General features: G+C 64.7%; 19 protein-coding genes and 1 riboswitch. Of the genes, 7 read left to right on the top strand and 12 right to left on the bottom strand.

The features are described from left to right. The 7 genes from mlaD to KHO30_RS34595 all read right to left on the bottom strand — a co-directional run bounded on the left by mlaD (position 1) and on the right by KHO30_RS34595 (position 5,703). Positions 1-564 carry an outer membrane lipid asymmetry maintenance protein MlaD gene (gene mlaD / locus KHO30_RS34565; RefSeq protein WP_054036768.1) on the bottom strand — a complete coding sequence of 188 codons (564 nt, stop codon included), beginning with the start codon at positions 562-564 and terminating at the stop codon, positions 1-3. 91 nt (positions 565-655) lie between these two features. Next, positions 656-1,423, bottom strand: a complete 768-nt coding sequence (gene mlaE, locus KHO30_RS34570; RefSeq protein WP_054036607.1) for a lipid asymmetry maintenance ABC transporter permease subunit MlaE — start codon at positions 1,421-1,423, stop codon at positions 656-658. After that, positions 1,420-2,241: an ABC transporter ATP-binding protein gene (locus KHO30_RS34575; RefSeq protein WP_200566038.1), complete on the bottom strand. Its 822-nt coding sequence runs from the start codon at positions 2,239-2,241 to the stop codon at positions 1,420-1,422. The genes mlaE and KHO30_RS34575 overlap by 4 nt, the downstream gene beginning before the upstream one ends. Positions 2,242-2,335: 94 nt before the next feature. Beyond that, positions 2,336-3,439, bottom strand: a complete 1,104-nt coding sequence (thiE, locus tag KHO30_RS34580) for a thiamine phosphate synthase (protein WP_211703566.1) — start codon at positions 3,437-3,439, stop codon at positions 2,336-2,338. Further along, positions 3,436-4,251 (bottom strand): thiazole synthase, encoded by an 816-nt coding sequence (locus tag KHO30_RS34585; RefSeq protein WP_211703567.1) that lies wholly within the window; start codon positions 4,249-4,251, stop codon positions 3,436-3,438. The genes thiE and KHO30_RS34585 overlap by 4 nt, the downstream gene beginning before the upstream one ends. 39 nt (positions 4,252-4,290) lie before the next feature. Then, complete coding sequence (gene thiS, locus KHO30_RS34590; protein WP_028199627.1) at positions 4,291-4,488, bottom strand: sulfur carrier protein ThiS; 198 nt, start codon at positions 4,486-4,488, stop codon at positions 4,291-4,293. Positions 4,489-4,572: 84 nt separating this feature from the next. Then, positions 4,573-5,703, bottom strand: a complete 1,131-nt coding sequence (locus KHO30_RS34595; protein WP_200650946.1) for an FAD-dependent oxidoreductase — start codon at positions 5,701-5,703, stop codon at positions 4,573-4,575. Positions 5,704-5,932: 229 nt separating this feature from the next. Beyond that, a riboswitch (TPP riboswitch) is annotated at positions 5,933-6,056 on the bottom strand. A 362-nt stretch (positions 6,057-6,418) separates the two neighbouring features. On the opposite strand from KHO30_RS34595, the gene KHO30_RS34600 reads away from it, so the two are divergent. The 5 genes from KHO30_RS34600 to KHO30_RS34620 all read left to right on the top strand — a co-directional run bounded on the left by KHO30_RS34600 (position 6,419) and on the right by KHO30_RS34620 (position 11,199). Continuing rightward, positions 6,419-8,170, top strand: coding sequence for an ABC transporter ATP-binding protein/permease (locus tag KHO30_RS34600; protein ID WP_093643427.1), 1,752 nt, complete (start codon positions 6,419-6,421; stop codon positions 8,168-8,170). Between the two features lie 23 nt (positions 8,171-8,193). After that, the gene (locus KHO30_RS34605; protein ID WP_425312937.1) at positions 8,194-9,003 is read left to right on the top strand and encodes an SDR family NAD(P)-dependent oxidoreductase; all 810 of its coding nucleotides are present in this window, start codon (positions 8,194-8,196) and stop codon (positions 9,001-9,003) included. 166 nt (positions 9,004-9,169) lie between these two features. Then, positions 9,170-9,631: a hypothetical protein gene (locus KHO30_RS34610; RefSeq protein ID WP_093643425.1), complete on the top strand. Its 462-nt coding sequence runs from the start codon at positions 9,170-9,172 to the stop codon at positions 9,629-9,631. 90 nt (positions 9,632-9,721) lie between these two features. After that, on the top strand, positions 9,722-10,363 hold the full coding sequence (locus tag KHO30_RS34615) for a hypothetical protein (protein ID WP_211703568.1): 642 nt from the start codon (positions 9,722-9,724) through the stop codon (positions 10,361-10,363). Positions 10,364-10,455: 92 nt separating this feature from the next. Next, positions 10,456-11,199: a response regulator gene (locus KHO30_RS34620; protein WP_093643571.1), complete on the top strand. Its 744-nt coding sequence runs from the start codon at positions 10,456-10,458 to the stop codon at positions 11,197-11,199. Between the two features lie 90 nt (positions 11,200-11,289). On the opposite strand, the gene KHO30_RS34625 is transcribed toward KHO30_RS34620, so the two are convergent. The 4 genes from KHO30_RS34625 to KHO30_RS34640 form a co-directional block, all read right to left on the bottom strand. Further along, positions 11,290-11,961, bottom strand: coding sequence for a flagellar basal body L-ring protein FlgH (locus KHO30_RS34625; protein ID WP_093643420.1), 672 nt, complete (start codon positions 11,959-11,961; stop codon positions 11,290-11,292). 127 nt (positions 11,962-12,088) lie between these two features. Further along, positions 12,089-12,802, bottom strand: coding sequence for a hypothetical protein (locus tag KHO30_RS34630; RefSeq protein ID WP_093643418.1), 714 nt, complete (start codon positions 12,800-12,802; stop codon positions 12,089-12,091). Positions 12,803-12,805: 3 nt separating this feature from the next. Continuing rightward, the gene (locus KHO30_RS34635; RefSeq protein WP_323135781.1) at positions 12,806-12,973 is read right to left on the bottom strand and encodes a DUF6726 family protein; all 168 of its coding nucleotides are present in this window, start codon (positions 12,971-12,973) and stop codon (positions 12,806-12,808) included. Positions 12,974-13,018: 45 nt separating this feature from the next. Further along, positions 13,019-13,201 (bottom strand): hypothetical protein, encoded by a 183-nt coding sequence (locus KHO30_RS34640; RefSeq protein ID WP_211703569.1) that lies wholly within the window; start codon positions 13,199-13,201, stop codon positions 13,019-13,021. Positions 13,202-13,652: 451 nt separating this feature from the next. On the opposite strand from KHO30_RS34640, the gene KHO30_RS34645 reads away from it, so the two are divergent. Together KHO30_RS34645 and KHO30_RS34650 are read left to right on the top strand one after the other, a co-directional pair. Then, positions 13,653-14,393: a response regulator gene (locus KHO30_RS34645; protein ID WP_093643412.1), complete on the top strand. Its 741-nt coding sequence runs from the start codon at positions 13,653-13,655 to the stop codon at positions 14,391-14,393. Beyond that, positions 14,390-15,661 (top strand): ATP-binding protein, encoded by a 1,272-nt coding sequence (locus KHO30_RS34650; protein WP_211703570.1) that lies wholly within the window; start codon positions 14,390-14,392, stop codon positions 15,659-15,661. The genes KHO30_RS34645 and KHO30_RS34650 overlap by 4 nt, the downstream gene beginning before the upstream one ends. A 223-nt stretch (positions 15,662-15,884) precedes the next feature. Here KHO30_RS34650 and KHO30_RS34655 read toward each other — a convergent pair whose 3' ends face one another. After that, positions 15,885-16,811, bottom strand: a complete 927-nt coding sequence (locus KHO30_RS34655) for a tyrosine-protein phosphatase (protein WP_211703571.1) — start codon at positions 16,809-16,811, stop codon at positions 15,885-15,887. Positions 16,812-16,912 lie beyond the last annotated feature (101 nt).

The raw sequence follows: 16,912 nt of genomic DNA on the forward strand, positions 1-16,912 counted from the left end.
TTATTGACCGGCCGCACCAGAGGCGGGCGGAGTCGGCGCCGCCGACGCGGGCGCCGTGGCAGGGGCGGCCCCGGGTGTGGCCGAACCCGCGCCCGACTTGGATGCGCCCGAGTCCGCGGCCTTGCTATACAGGAATTGTCCGATCAGGTTTTCCAGCACGATCGCCGATTGTGTCATTGAGATCGTGTCACCCGCTTTAAGCATCTCGCTATCGCCACCGGGTTCGAGCCCGATGTATTGCTCGCCCAACAGACCCGAGGTGAGGATCTTCGCCGACGTGTCTTTCGGAAACGGGTATTGCTTGTCGATATCGATCGTGACGACAGCCTGATACGCATTGCTGTCAAAGCCGATCGAGGCAACCCGGCCGACCGTCACGCCCGCGCTCTTCACCGGTGCGCGCGCCTTCAGTCCGCCAATATTGTCGAACTTGAGCTTGACCGGGTACGTTGCCTGAAACGACAACGAGCTCATGTTGCCGGCCTTCAGCGCGAGAAACAGCAACGCCACGAAACCCAACACCACGAACAGGCCGACCCAGAAGTCGAGAGCAGTCTTTTTCATCGTCATCCCAAAGTGAATCCGCCACGCTGCTCCCGCTTCCGTCGCGCGCAAACCAAGGCGCGCCCGCCGAGCGAAAACGTGCAGCGCAGTTTTAGCTGAACATCAGTGCGGTCAACAGAAAATCGAGGCCGAGCACCGCAAGCGACGCGTACACGACCGTCTTGGTCGTGGCGCGCGACACGCCTTCCGGCGTCGGCTTGGCTTCGTAGCCCTGAAACAGCGCCACAAAGGTCACCGCGAGGCCGAACACCACACTCTTGATGACCCCGGCGCCCACGTCACGCCAGACATCGACGCCGCCTTGCATCTGCGACCAGAACGCGCCGGCATCGACGCCGATCAGCAGCACACCCACCACATAACCGCCGAACACGCCGACCGCGCTGAAAATCGCCGCGAGGATCGGCATGGAAATAATGCCCGCCCACAAGCGCGGCGCGACAACGACCTTGACCGGGTCCACCGCCATCATTTCCATCGCGGTCAATTGCTCGCCCGCCTTCATCAAGCCGATTTCGGCCGTGAGCGACGTGCCGGCGCGGCCCGCAAACAGGAGCGCCGTCACCACCGGCCCGAGTTCGCGCACCAGCGAAAGCGCGACCAGCAGACCCAACGCCTGTTCGGAACCGTAACGGTTCAGCGTGTAATAGCCCTGCAAGCCGAGCACAAAGCCGACGAACAGCCCCGACACGGCGATGATCACCAGCGAATAATTACCCACGAAGTGGATCTGCTTCGTGACAAGGCGCGGCCGGCGCAGCAACGGGAAAAACTCGAGCAGCAGCCGGAAGAAGAACCGCGTGGCGTAGCCGGCCGTGCCCAGCCCGTCGAGTACCGAGCGACCAAGCGCGCTGATCATGACTGACCTCCGCCGATACCGAAATCCGCCGCGAGCGGCGTCTTGCTGGGATAGTGGAATTTGAACGGGCCGTCCGGCGCGCCGTCGATGAACTGGCGCACCGTAGGATCGGTCGACGCGCGCAGCTCAGCCGGCGTGCCTTCGGCATGCACCCCGCCATTGGCGAGGAAGTAGACATAATCGGCGATCGCGAACGATTCCGGCACGTCGTGCGTGACCAGGATCGATGTCGCGCCAAGCGCCTGATTCAGCGCGCGAATCAGGTTCGCGGTGATGCCGAGCGAGATCGGATCGAGGCCGGCGAACGGCTCGTCGTACATCATCAGCTCGGGGTCGAGCGCAATCGCCCGGGCGAGCGCCACCCGCCGCGCCATACCGCCCGAAATCTCCGACGGCGCCAGATCGCGCGCACCGCGCAAACCCACCGCGTTGAGCTTCATCAACACGAGGTCGCGGATCAGTTCTTCGGGGAGGTCGGTGTGCTCACGCAGCGCAAAAGCGACATTTTCGAACACCGACATGTCGGTAAACAGCGCGCCGAACTGGAACAGCATGCCCATCTTGCGACGCAGCGCGTAGAGGCCGTCGCGCGTTTGTGCGCCGATGTCCTGGCCCTGGAACAGGATCTGGCCGCGCTGCGCGCGCACTAGGCCGCCGATCAGCCGCAGCACTGTGGTTTTGCCGCAACCCGAGCCGCCCATAACCGCAACGACCTGGCCGCGCTTGAAGCGCAGATTCAGGTTCGACAGGACGAGCCGGTCGCCATAACCGAAGTCGACGTCGCGCAGCTCGAGTAAGGTCTCGGGGGAGGAAGACACGAAACTGACAGTCCTTTTACACGGAAGGCCGAATTATAGGGCCATCATGGAAATGCTGCCGTGAGGTGCCCTGTCCCTTTACTGAACTTGACGATTATTGCGTAAACGCATGTTGCAGCGCAGAAACAGCGACAGCCGGGTCGGCGGCTTCGGTCACGGCGCGCACCACGGCCGCGCAGCCCACGCCCGTCGCCAGCACGTCCGGCAGCACCTGCAGATCGATCCCACCGATCGCCACCAGCGGCACGACGCCGTCGAGCAGGCGGACATACCGCGCCAGACGCTTGAGGCCTTGCGGGGCGGTCGGCATGACTTTGGTGGTAGTCGGGAACACCGCGCCCAATGCAATGTAGCTTGGCCGGAAATGCAGTGCTTTCAGAATCTCGTAGAAACCGTGCGTCGACAGGCCGAGGCGGATGCCGGCGGCGGCAAGTGCCGACAGATCGGCCGTATGCACGTCTTCCTGGCCAAGGTGGACGCCGTAAGCGCCCGCTTCCAGAGCGGCTTGCCAGTGATCGTTGATGAAAACCTGGGCATCGTGCTCACGGCCCGCGGCGACACAGCGGGCGATTTCGCGCTTCAGTTCGTCGGCGGGTTCGGCCGATTTGCGGCGCAACTGGACCGTTTTCACGCCAAAGCCCACCACCCGTTCGACCCACTCCGCGGTCGGCAGCACCGGGTACAGGCCGAGCCGGTCAGGGCAACGCGCGAACGCTTGCGCCGGCGCGGCCGGCAGACCGGCGAGGCGTGGGAAGTGCGCGATATCGTCCGGAAAGGCGTCGTCCGCTTTGGTTTCGTCGCCGTCGCGCCACGCCAGCGCCAGGACCAGCGCGTCGTGCGGATCGAAGCCGCAATCCAGAAACGCCGCCAGCGCGGGAATCCAGTCTTCCGCCAGATGACCTTCCAGACTGTATTTCTCGCCGCCCAGATGCAACGTCGCCGAGTTCTCGGCAGCGACGATCACGCCCGCGCCCTGCACCTGCCAGCGAGCCACCTGCTCACCGTGCTGCTGCGCGTCGGCGACGATGATCAGGTCGCCGCCGTTCGGCTCGTCCGGCGCGGTCAGGCAGATGCGCCACGGCGCGTGGGTTGGCGGCCACTCGCCCAGGCGGGCGCGGATCCGCTCAGCGGCTTCGGTGAGTTCATCGGCAGGCGGCCAGAAGAGGTCGCGGCCAGTCAAAGGCAAAGTTTGCGTCATGCGGCACTCCCGTCTTGATGCCAGAACGGCATGCCGACCACCGGCGTGCTCGCGTGCGCGCTTTCGCGCTCGGCCATCGGCCCCGCCAGAAAGGCCTGGCGGCCCGCTTCGACGCCCAGCGCAAAGGCGCGCGCCATCGCGTCGGGGTGCGTCGCCTGCGAAACGGCGGTGTTCAGCAGCACGCCATCGAAGCCCCACTCCATCACTTGCACCGCGTGCGACGGCACGCCGAGGCCGGCGTCGACGATCAGCGGCACGTCGGGCAAGCGCTCGCGCAACACGCGCAGGCCGTACGGATTGATGACGCCCTTGCCGGTGCCGATCGGCGCGCCCCACGGCATCAGCGCTTCACAGCCCGCATCGAGCAGGCGGCGGCCGATCACCAGATCTTCGGTGCAATACGGGAGCACCTTGAAGCCGTCCTTGATCAGCTGCGTGGCCGCTTCGATCAGGCCGACCGGATCAGGCTGCAGCGTGTAGTCGTCGCCGATCAGTTCGAGCTTGATCCACTCGGTTTCAAAAATCTCGCGCGCCATATGCGCGGTCGTCACCGCCTCGCCGACGGTCAGGCAGCCGGCGGTATTGGGCAACAGCGGTACGCCGTGGCGCTTGAGCAGATCGAAGAAACCGGCTTCGGCGCCGCCTTCGTTCATCTGCCTGCGCAGCGCAACGGTCACCATGCCGGGCTGCGCGGCGTCGATCGAATCGGATAGCGATTGCAGCGATGGATAGCGCGAGGTGCCGAGCAGCACGCGGCTCGCGAAAGTCTGGCCGTAGAGCGTGAGCGCGTCGGCGGTTTGGGGGGCAGTCATTTGCATAATCCTGGTCTCCGGCAAGGCGTGGCGCGGGGCTTAACCGCCGGCCACGGGTTGCACGACGTCGAGCTTGTCGCCCGGCTGCAGCGCGCGCGCCGCATGCTGGGTGCGTGCGACGAAATCGCCGTTCAGCGCGACCGCGAACGGCGGACGCGCGCCGAACGCGGCGAGCGCATCGGCGACAGTCGCGCCTTCGGGCAACGACAACGGCTTCTGATTGATATGAATGTCCATGGTGTTCGAATACGGTTCAGTCGATTGGGGCAGCGGCGTCCGCCTGTTTTGCCTGCGGTTATTTCGCCGGCAGGCGCGCAACGCTCATGCCGGCTCCCGCGTGGCGTCCAGTTGAAACAGCTCGCTCCAGCGCGCGGCATTTTGCCAGTCGGCGAAAGCATCGGCGTCGCCGATGCGGCCGTCGAGCAGCGCGGCAGCGAAGCGCACGGCTTCGTCGGCGACTTCGGGCACGATCATGTAGCCGTGCCGGTACAGGCCGTTCACGCGCAATGTCTGCGCGCCATCCCACAGCAAGGCCGGACGGTGATCCGGCAAAGTCGGGCGGCACTGCGAATTCAGTTCGAGGATGCGCGCCTCGCCGAAGCCTGGGTGCACGGAAAACGCCGCGCTCAGCAGTTCGAGCGCCGAGCGCACGCTGACCGGCGACATGTCCTCGCCTTCCACTTCGGTCGCGCCGATCACGTAGAGATCGTCCTGCTTCGGCGCGATATACAGCGGGTAGCGCGGATGCAGCAGACGCACCGGCCGCGTCAGCTTGATACCCGGCGCATGCACGCGGGCGACTTCACCGCGGATCCCCCGCAACGTCGGCAGCACCGGCTTCGCGCCCAAACCCCGGCAGTCGATCGTGATACGTGCGGCCGGCAACGCATGATCGTCGACCGGCGTGTTCCAGTGCGTTTCGACACCACGCTCAGCGAGGCCCGCGGCGAGCGCTGTCAACACCTGGCGGTTATCCAGCTGGCCTTCGCGCGGCAGCAACCAGCCCTGGTTGAAGCGGCCCGCCAATGCGGGTTCGGCAGCGCCGACCTGAGCGCCCGCCAGCGTCACGAAGCCGCCGTCGAGCAATTCAGCAGGCGCGTTCGAGCGCACCCGGCGTGCGAACAACGGCGCTTCGGTGCGATCGGCGTGATGCCATACGACCAGCGTGCCATTGCGCTGGAAGAACACCGGTTCGGGCAATTCGGCCAGCACGCGCGGCCAGGTGTCGAGCGAACTTGCGCCCAGACGGGTGATCAGCAGTTCGGCACTGGCGGCTTCGGCGAGCGGCGCCAGCATGGCGGCGGCGACCCAGGCCGCGGATTGCGTACCTGCGGCGTCGCCGCGCTCATAGAGCGCCACGCGATGCCCTTCACCGGCGAGGCGCCACGCGACGAGACGCCCGCACAGCCCACCGCCGAGCACGGCGAAATCGGGTTGAGCTAAACGATTCATCGCGTGCGCTCCGGGTCACAACGGCAAGCAACGCTAAAACAGCCCGGCGCGCCAACACAACCGACGAAAACGCGGTGAAGAGCAAAACACATGTCTGAAGAATAGGCGGTCATCGAATCCTTTCCGTACGGCAAAAAAACGCACGTACCCAGGACGAAACCGGCGGGTGAGGCCGGCCGGGCAATAAGCACGTCCAATGACGGACGCCGCCCGGCGGGGAATGGAAGACTGGCTGCTTCCGGAAACTTCCCGCGCCGGTATTACCCGGATCGGGTGCAAAGGGTCTCTCTCAGCCTCGCCGCCGCTGCGTGAAAATCACGCTGCCTGTGGGCAAAGCACCCCTGTTTCGTCGAAGGTCATTAGACCATAAAAGGCGCGGCGCCCGCAAACCAACGGCCTCTGCCGTCACACGCCATTGATCCGTCACTATCTTTCGATTCATCAATACGGCCGAATGCAGCGCTCTGGCACAATGCCAGGACCGGATACCGCTGGCGCGCGGGCGACATGCTTCGCCGCCCGCGCGCCAGCGGCATCGAGGCGGGACCTCTGAGCGGAAATTAATTTTCACTTAAGGGCTTCGCGCCAGAATCGGTCGCTCACCCGGACGTGCGTTCGTCGAGCACGACGCCCGGGGCACGCACCGCAAACCCGCCGTGGGGCCGGCCCGACTTGGGGGCCGCCCGACGCGGGCCAGCACTTCACCAGGATGCTCATGACACCGAATACCGCTTCCAGCCCCGTGCTGCCGCCGGACGAAAAAGTCTCCGCATGGAGCCTGATCAAACCTTACTGGGTTTCCGAAGAACGAAAAACGGCGTGGGCGCTGCTCATCGCGATCATCGTGATGAATCTGCTCATCGTGTGGATCAACGTGCGCCTGAACCGCTGGAGCGCCGACTTCTACAACGCGCTGCAAACCAAGAACGTGCACGATTTCCCGCACCTGCTGATGGTGTTCTCGGGGCTCGCGTTCGGCTTCATCATCCTTGCCGTGTACGGCCGCTATCTACGCCAGATGCTCGGCTTCCGCTGGCGCCAGTGGCTGACCACACGTTATCTCAACGAATGGCTGCACGACAGCGCCTTCTACCGGATCGAACGCGACCGGCTCGCCGACAACCCCGACCAGCGGATCAGCGACGACCTGCAATCACTCGCCACCAGCACGCTCTCGCTGACCCTCGACCTGCTGTCCACGATCGTCACACTGGTCTCGTTCATGACGATCCTGTGGTCGCTGGCCGGTGCGCTGACCGTTTCGCTCGGCGGCATGCCGGTGCAGATTCCGGGCTATATGGTGTGGGCCGCGGCGCTCTACGCGGTGGTCGGCTCAGTGATTATCCAGAAGGTCGGCCATCCGCTCGTGTCGATCAATTACCAGGCGCAGAAAGTCGAGGCGGATTTCCGTTTCGGCCTGATCCGTCTGCGTGAAAACGCCGAGCAGATCGCCTTCTACAACGGCATGGAGACCGAGAAGAAGAACACGCACTCGCTGTTCGGCCGCATCCGCGACAACTGGTGGCAGGTGATGAAATACACCAAGCGGCTCACCTTCGTGACGGCCTTCTACGGCCAGATTGCAATCATCTTTCCGCTGGTGGTCGCCGCGCCCCGCTACTTTGCGGGCGCTTTCACGTTCGGCGTTCTAATGCAGATCTCGAGCGCATTCGGCACCGTCAGCGATTCGTTTTCGTGGTTCATCAACAGTTACGGCAGCCTCGTTGAATGGCGCGCTACCGTGAACCGGTTGCGTGAATTCAAGCGCATCGTGCATGCGCCGCGTCTGAAGGAATCGGTCTCGCCCGCTACTGCGCATGGCGGCATCAATCTGCATTTCGTCGACGAAGACAAGCTCACCACCGAAGGTCTCCAGCTCGCGTTGCCGAACGGCAATCCGTTGTCGCGCATCCGCGATATCGCGATCAAGCCGGGCTCGCGCTGGCTGGTGCGGGGCCCGTCCGGCTCCGGCAAGAGCACGCTGATGCGCGCGCTCGCCGGCTTGTGGCCGTTCGGCGACGGCTCGATCGACGCACCGGTCAACGCGCGCATGATGTTCATCCCGCAGGTCAGCTACATGCCGATCGGCACGCTGAAAGCCGCGCTCACCTATCCGTCTTCTGCAGATACCTACACTGACGACGAATGCCGCGAAGCGCTCATCACTTGCCGCCTGTCGGAGTACGCCGACCGCCTGCAGGAATCGGGGCACTGGACGCGCATTCTCTCGCCGGGTGAACAGCAGCGCCTCGCCGGCGCCCGCGTGCTGCTGCACAAACCGGACTATCTGTTCCTCGACGAAGCAACCAGTGCGCTCGATTCGGAAAACGAGGCACGCCTCTATCACCTGTTCACTGAGCGGCTGCCGCAGGCGGCAATCGTCAGCGTCGCGCATCGCGAATCGCTGGCGGCATTCCATGACGAAACGCTCGACGTCGAACGCTCGGGCGAACCGATTGCTGCGTGAACAGCATGAACAACGCGAGCGACATGAGCAGCACCGGTGACGCGAGCAGCACGACTGGCATGAGCGGCGGCGGGCTCGATCGGGTCGTCTTGATCACCGGCGCGGGCTCCGGCATCGGCGCCGCACTGGCCCGACGCATCGCCGCGCCGCGCACCGCCTTGATGCTGCACGCCCGCGGCGCCGACGACGAAGCGCGCCAGCGTCTTGCACAGGTCGCCGCCGATTGCAGCGCGAACGGCGCGCGCTGCGCGACGGTGTTCGGCGATCTCGCCGAGCGCGGCGCCGCGGAACACGTGATTCATCAAACGCTCGCGAGCTTCGGCGCGCTTGATCAGCTGGTAGCGAACGCCGGCCACGCGCAACGGCAAACGCTCAACGCACTCGACGCGGATGTGTTCAGCGCCGCCTTCGCCGCCATGCCGGCCGCATTCGCCGCGCTCGTCAAGCGTGCGACGCCTGCCCTGGAAACCTCGAAGCGAGGTCGCGTGGTCGCGCTCAGTTCGTTCGTCGCGCATCGCTATCGCGTGGAAGCGCCGTTCGCCGCAACGGCGGCGGCGAAAGCGGCGATCGAGTCACTGGCCAAAACCGCCGCCGCCGAACTTGCGCCGCATGGCGTGACAGTCAATTGTGTGGCGCCCGGCTATACCCGTAAAGATCGTGGCCCAAGTGCCGATAATGCATCAGTGTGGACCCGCGCCGCCGAAGCGACACCGCTCGGTCACGTCGCCGAGCCCGCGGATATCGCCGCGCTGATCGCTTTCCTGCTCTCCGACGAAGCGCGTCACATCACCGGCCAGGTGATTCATATCGACGGCGGCCTCACGCTCGGCTAGGCAGCACGCCGCAACATCCGGAAATACGCGAGAACAGTTCGAAAGCATTTGCGAAGCGGGCAAGTTGTTCCGCGCTTTGAAAATCCCCTGTAGCAGCGACGATAGTCGTGCGGGCCGTACCACGCGCAGCCCGCCCCGCCCCTCACTGCTACTGGACTCTCCGCACATGTCACTCGATCGCCGCTTCTATCCTTTGACCCAGCGCGCAGCGCTTGCGCTTGGCGCAGCCCTGCTGCTCACGAGCGCCGCGTACGCTGCGCAAGCCACCCAGCCCACTGAGCCGGCGGATGTTTGCCCCGCGCTCAAACACATCGTCGACGCACCCGACTTCAAGCAGCTGCACGCGCAACCTGCCGCGCAACTGCCGGGCGTATCGGCCGTGGACGACTGCCGCGCCAACACGCACGCCTACGATTGCCACTGGCGCGCGCACTGGCAAGCCGACGGTGTCGTCAATGATCCCCTCGAAGAATTCGGCGCCGATATCGCCGCCTGCTTTCCGAACGTCGTGCACGACGTCAACACGCCGACGCGTCAGCATTTCATCGTGACCACCGAAGATCGGCGCGTAAACGTGACGGCCAGCGTGCAAGGGCAAAACGAACTGCGCCTGCGCATCACGCGCTGAGCGTGGGCCGTTTTTGCCACGCTCCGCTGCTTTTCTGCTGGGACCCGTTGTCATTTGCCGTACTTCCTCACCGCCACCAGGCACCGCATCATGACCTCTATGCCAAGCTTGCGCGCTTACGCTTTCACGCGTGCCCCAATGGCCGCGTGGGTCATGTTGCGGCGGCCGTGTGCGTGGTTCGCCGCCTCGGCCACCCTCGCCTTCGGCCTGAACGGCTGCGCGTGGACGCTGATCTCGGCGGCCGACGCCACCGGCTCCGTGATTCAGGCTGGCTACGCGATCGCGGCAAACTACTCATCGCCGACCTTCGTCAATGGTCGGCCGGCAGACGTGCATAACGTCTGCATCGAAGTGAATCAGACTGTGACAGTCGGCGATTTCGTGCCGGCGCTGCAGCTTGCGCTCGACCGGCACGGCATTCGTTCGGACGTCTACAATCCGGGCACCTCGCCCGCCGGATGCGAGGCGCGTCTCGTCTACAACGCCGCGGTCGATTACGGACGCCGTTCATTCAGCGACGAAACGATCCAGTATCTGTCGATCATCGATCTGACGCTGATTCAGCATGGCCGCATTCTCGTCACCGCGCGTTACCAGACCGGCGGCCTCAACACAGACCGCTTCTCGACCGCCTCGACCAAACTCAATGGTCTGATCGACAAGATGGTGGTCGATCAGACCCAACTGGTCCGGCAGCCGATGCAGACCATCCAGACGTCGCTGGCAAACTAGGCGCCCAGCCTGCTTGCTTTCTCTTACGCGAGAAAGAATTCGAAAGCGTTTCGCGCTTTGCGCCGCTCGCGTGGATCACTAAGATGACCTGGATGAACCAATCCATTCTGGTCGTCGACGACGACCCCGTCGTACGTGAGCTCGTCAGCGAATATCTGGTGGGGCGTGGCTTCAAGGTCTCCACGCTCGAACACGGCATGGCGCTGCAGCGTAGCTTGCAGGACGAACGTCCCGCGCTGGTCGTGCTCGACATCATGATGCCGGAGCTCGACGGCATTAGCGCGCTGCGCGCATTGCGCGTCGCCGGCGACGATATTCCCGTGATCCTGCTGACCGCGCGTGCCGATCCGATCGACCGCGTGATCGGCCTCGAACTCGGCGCCGACGACTATCTCGGCAAGCCATTCGAACCAAGCGAGCTGGTCGCGCGGATTCGCACGGTCCTGCGCCGCCGCGGCACGATTGCGCCGAGCGCGCCGGAGCAACGCGCGCCCTATCGCTTCGGTCGTTTCGAGGTGAACTTTCCGGCGCGCGAATTGCGCCGCGACGGTGAGCGGATTCCGCTGCGTTCGAGCGAATTCGCCATGCTCAAGGTGTTCGTCACGCACTCAATGACCGTACTCACGCGCGCGCAGTTGCTGGAGAAACTGCACGGCAATAGCGAGGTGCATCGCAATCGCAGTCTTGACGTCTCGATCTGGCGTTTGCGGCGGCTGATCGAAGTGGATCCGTCCGAGCCCCGCTATGTGCAGACCGTCTGGGGACGCGGCTACGTGTTCGTACCGGACGGTGAAATCGGCGCTGCGGAACGCGACGCGCCGGCGCCGCTTGCCTGATGCTTGCCCGGCGGGCGCCCGGCGCCAGGCCTCGGACTTAAGAGAATGAATGCGGCGTGTCGCGCATCTCGCGCACACGCCGCATCCACGCTAGAACGTCAGCACACTCAGAAACATTCTCTGCAGCCAGCCCATCGTGGTGGAGTCGGACACCATCCCCGCGCCGGCCTGCTCGATGCGCGCATTCGCGACCTTGCTCGACGCGACATAATTGCCTGATTCGATATCCTTCGGATTGACGATGCCCGACAGGCGCAGACGGTCGCGGTTGCCGCTCATCGAGATCACCTTCTCGCCCGACACCACCAGATTGCCGGTCGACATCGTCCCGATCACGGTCACGGCCAACGTGCCGGTCATGCCGCTGACGTCGGTGAGACTGCCCTGCCCCTTGTATTCCGTACTGGCCGAGCCGATGTTGAACAGCCTCGCTAGCCGCGCGGCGGCGTTGGTCGACTGATCGGCGGCGGTCGCGGTGATGCTGCTCGAACGGCTCGCGGCGGCGGTCGCGCTATTGTTGCCGCTGTACGATTCCGACAAGCGGATCGTCAGCACATCGCCAATATGCTGCGCACGCGGCGTTTCGTAGAGCAGCAAGGGCGCGCCAGCCTGATAGATCGCGCCCTGCGTGTTGACGTTCAGCGGCGCCGACGCGAGCGGCGGCGACATCGGCGTTTCGACGATTGACGGCTGTTGGCCGCTCCCGCAAGCCGTGAGGCAGGCCGCCGCGCCTAGCGCGACAGTGAGACGTAGCGCAGTCATACATGCTCCTTGGCCGGATCGGCCGGGTAAAAAACGGACTTTGCAGTCGTGGTGCCGATGCTTTGTTCAACGATGCAATCTGAACCACGCATGCGCCCGCAACCAGCGTGACAGATGAGGCGTCACATCATCCCGCCTCGGCACCGCTCGCCTGCCATTGCCGTACGACCGATTTCACCCATGCGTCCGAGCCTTTCAGCAAATAGGTGAGCGTGCCGTTGCGGGTGCCCGGCAAAAAGCACAACGTGATCGAACTCACCGCGTTTTCCCACACGTAGACCGGTAGCGCGCCCGATGACGACACGCTTTGCGTCACCAGATGCGGCGTGCCATAACGGTCCGCGAGCGCCTCGCGCAGGTCTTCGGCGGTGATCTCGTCGATCACAAAGGAAATCTCGTACAGACGCAGCGCGCTCTGGCCGTCGACACGCGCAAAGCGCAGCACATGCTCCAGTGCCGGCGCGCCGTCGACGACGGCTTGCGACACCGCCCAACCATCGTCTGCACGATGCGCCCAGCGACAGGCCACCGTCAGACTCTCGCGCGATTTCAGCCGCATGCCGAGTGCGCCTGCCTGCACATCCGTCTCGCAGACGGGCACACTGCCAATCGGCGTAGCGCGCACGGTCGAACCTGCGCGGAACTCGTCGAGCGTGATGCCGAGCGCAATGCCGCGAAATGCAAACGGCATGTCCTGCGAGCGCCGCCGTGCGTCAGCGGAACCCGCCTTCGACGCAGCGCTGGCCGCGTTCGCTTCGCGCACGACGGGCTGCGCCGCAGCGAACATCGAGAACGCGCCGCCCAGCAGCGCCAGCACGCAGGCAAACCGTTTGAGTGTCATGATTCAGTCGATCGCGGATGAACACATGTCGAACGGGGTGGCCGCGGCATGGCCGACGACCGGGACGATTTTCAGCGTAGCCGCAGTCAGCCGGCACGGCAGCGCGGCGACGGCGCAGCCGCCGAGTGGCAGCAGCGCCGCGCCGAGCGTCAACCACGCAGCGACACGGATGAAACGTTCAGGAATGCTCGGGGTCGACACACGGGCCTCGGTGCGTCAGGCAGTCGTGTTGACGTGATGCCCGACCAGCCCCGTCGGCAGCGACGGCGGAGCCTCACTAGCGGGCTCCCGTGTCTGCGGCGTGGCCAGCGAGTTGGTTGGGGCTGCGGGTTTTTCCGCTGGCGGCGTGGGCGCGAGCGAAGAAAAGCGGGTTGAGCTGAGATTGCTATGAACGGTCATGGTGAGCCTCGCGTGGCGCTAGGTTTCGATTTCACGCCGCCTGCCGTGGGCCCAAGGCGTTAGGCTGTTTTCGGCATGCGGCGCAACGTACTGCATGACGAATCATCTCGCTGCGCACGTAGTGGCGATGCGCGAAGGAACGCGCGCTTTTCCTCGGTTCTTACGACCCGTTGCGACCCCTTGCCGTCAGTAGCAATTGCGCACAGATTCTTTCCCGGAAGAAATTCAAGCGGTGCAAAATGGCTTCCACGCCGCGCTATGCATGGGCAAATGGGCCAATGCCTTACCGGTGCGTCGCCGGCGCGTTGCCGGATATGGCGGCCGTGAAATATGCCGTGAGCCTTTGGTGGCGGGCCTTACGCCCGCGCCGGAGGGCACGGCGCGAGCCGGGGTAAGCATTGGTAAGAAAACAGTCGATCGCGCGCCGCGCGTGCCAGTCTAAAATTTCGTTATGAATCCACAGGTCCTTATCGTCGACGACGACCCGGTAGTGCGCGATCTGCTCTGCAAGTTTCTGCAGACGAACGGGTTCGACGCGTCAGTGCTGCACGACGGCACCCATTTGCAACGCCGGCTCGAACGTGAACGACCGTCGGTCGTCGTGCTCGACATCATGATGCCGAACACCGACGGCTTACGCGCGCTCACCGCGCTGCGTGCCGCCGGCGACGACATTCCGGTGATTTTCGTAACGGCGCGCGGTACGGTAGCCGACCGCATCGTCGGGCTTTCGCTCGGCGCGGACGACTACCTGACCAAGCCGTTCGACCCACGCGAGCTGCTCGCGCGCATCCATACGGTGTTGCGCCGGCGCGGGCCGTCCACCACGAGCGCGCCGGAAGCCCGCAAGCCGTATCGCTTTGGGCCATTCGAACTCGACTTCGCCACGCGCGCGCTGTCGCGCGACGACTCGAAGCTGCCGCTGCGCGACAGCGAGTTCGCCCTGCTAAAGATTTTCGTCAACAATCCGTACAAAGTGCTGTCGCGCGTGCTGATCCACGATCTCGTACATCGTGACAACCTCGCCTTCCGCGATCGCAGCCTCGACGTGCCGATCTGGCGCCTGCGCCGCGTGATCGAAGACGACCCGTCCAATCCCTGCTACGTGCAGACAGTGCGCGGCAAAGGCTACGTATTCGTGCCGGACGCCGACGGCACACCGTTCGCCGACGAGGCTGCCTCAAGCGCATGAGAAACCCGCTGAACACGCTGTTCGGCAGAATGGCGTTATTGTCGGCAGCGGTGTTGTTCGCAATTCAGGCCGGGTGGTTCGTACTGGTGGTGATGCAGCCGCCGCGCCACGAAATCGACGGTTTCGCACGCGGCATTCTGCTCGTGCTGCAGGCCATCAACGGTGAGCCGATGAAGGGCGCCGCGCTCGCGCCCGCCATGCGGGTGCACCTCGTGCCTACGTGGAACATGCCGTCGAGCGTCCATCTGCGCACGCCGGATCAGCGTCCGCTGGTCGAATTGAGCCGGCACTTGCGCGAGAACCTGCCGCCCGGCACGCAGATCGCCGTCGACGACCTGCGCCCGCCGCAGCTATGGGTGCTGTTCCCCGGCAAATCGAACTGGGTTGTCGTGCCGGTGGACGTGCCGCCGCGCCCGCGCTTCGTGATCGAATCCGTCTCGATGCTGGCGGCGGCGCTGATTCTGTCGCTGTTCGCGGTCTGGCAGATGCAGCGGCCGCTGTCGCGCGTGGCCGATGCCGCTCGCGCGTTCGGTTCAGGCGGCCGGCCGGAACCTGTGACCGTGCAGGGCCCGCGCGAACTGCGCGATCTGATCGGCTCCTTCAACGACATGATGCGCCGCCTGAACGAGGCCGGCGACGACCAGGCGGTGATGCTGGCCGGCGTCGCACATGACCTGAAAGCGCCGCTCACGCGGCTCAAATTGCGTGCGAGCGTACTGGTTGCGGAAAGCGAGCGGGCCGGCCTGATACGCGACGTCGACTCGCTGACCAACATCGTCCAGCAGTTTCTGGAGTTTGCGGGTCAGTCCGCCGACACCGGGCCGCCGGTCGAGGTCGACGAATTCCTGCAGGAACAGTTTTCCGCCGGCGACAGCGCCGAGACGCCGCTCTTCACGCTCGATCTGCGGGCCGGTTCGTCGTTCACGCTGCCGCGCACCTTGCTCGACCGGCTGGTCACGAACCTGGTCGATAACGCGCTCGAGCACGGCTCACCGCCGGTGGATATCGCCACCGCGCGCGATGACAGCCGTTGGATCATCAGCGTGCGCGACCACGGCCCAGGCATTCCCGACGACCGCATCGCGGCGGCGATGAAACCGTTCGTGCGGCTCGACGCCGCCCGCGGAGGCGAAGGTCATTGCGGCCTGGGTCTCGCGATTGTCGCGCGCCTCGCGCACGATCGCGGCGGACGCTGCCATGTGCGCAATCACGTGCAAGGCGGGCTGGAAGTACGGATCGAATTGCCGGTTGAGCCGGCACACGCGTAAGAATGATCGAGAAGGGTGAAGCGCCATTGAGCATGGGCACTTACGCGCCCTTACCAGATGGCCTTTTGTGATGGTTGCGGCCTTATAGTCGCCCCCGGCAACCTCGATGCCGCCCTTCTCTGTCCGCCCGCTTATTTGGGGCGGATTTTTTTTTGTTTGTACCTGCCGGTGTGGTCCACGCAATACCAGGCGCATCGGGCGCGCCAGGCGCGGCGAGCGCGGGTCAGACGACGAGGCGGTCGTGCAACGCGTCGATGGTGGCTTGAGACAGACCCAGGCCTTGTGTCAGATAGCTCGCCATCGTGCCGTAGCTCGCCTGCACCTGATCGAACCCCGCCTGCAGATAATTGTCCTGGACGGTGAACAGGGGCGACTCGCTCGCGGCGACCACGTCGCCGCTTTGCGCGCGTATCACCTCGGTCTGCGCCGCGATCGATTGGGCCAGATAGACGTTGCTCAGCAGATAGTCCTGCATGATGACGTCGAGTGGCACGTTGGCAATGCTGAGCAGGAGAGCCGAGACCCAACCGGCGCGATCCTTACCCGCATTGGAATGAAACAGTTGCGCGCCGGCGCCATTGGCGAGTCGCGTGAGAAGCTCGCCGTAGCCGACGCGCTGGGCGGCGCCGGTGACATAGGCGCGCGCCTGAGCCTCCATGAACGCGACGGCTGCAGCTGCCGTATCGAAGGTTGGCGCGACGAAGTCGCTGACACCGAGCACGTCGAGCGCTTGCGAGGTCGCGCCGGCCGGCAGGATATCCGCGGTACGCGCGATTTCACCGGGCGTGCGCAGATCGTAGACCGAGGCGATGCCGAGTTTGTTGAGCGTGGCCGTATCGGCGGCGTTCAAGGTCAGCGCGTTCGCGCGATAAAAGGCCCCGCGGCGCATCTGTTTGCCGTCAACCGTGGGATAGCCGGCAGCCGCGCCCGCCACATCGCGGAAGTTAGTTACCGAGGCGAGGCGAGGCGTTTCCGGCTGATCGGCGTCCAGATTTCCGCCCCCGCAAGCCGACAGCAGCGAGCTGCCCATGCCGGAGAGCAGCAACACGCTTGCCGAGGATTTCAGGAATGCGCGGCGCGATTGATAAGCCCGCAAAGGCGTACTCGCGGAGCGACGGGATGGCGAGCAGGTTTTTGCGGTTGCGTACATTAAGGGTGACGGATGCGGACGTGAATAGGACTTTCCCAGCTTGAGTGCTGCCGGCGCAGTTTAACGGCGAATAATTTTTTTCGGGTTACTTCGTAGTAGTT

Source organism: Paraburkholderia aspalathi (genome assembly GCF_905220735.1).
GTDB classification, from domain to species: Bacteria; Pseudomonadota; Gammaproteobacteria; order Burkholderiales; family Burkholderiaceae; genus Paraburkholderia; species Paraburkholderia aspalathi.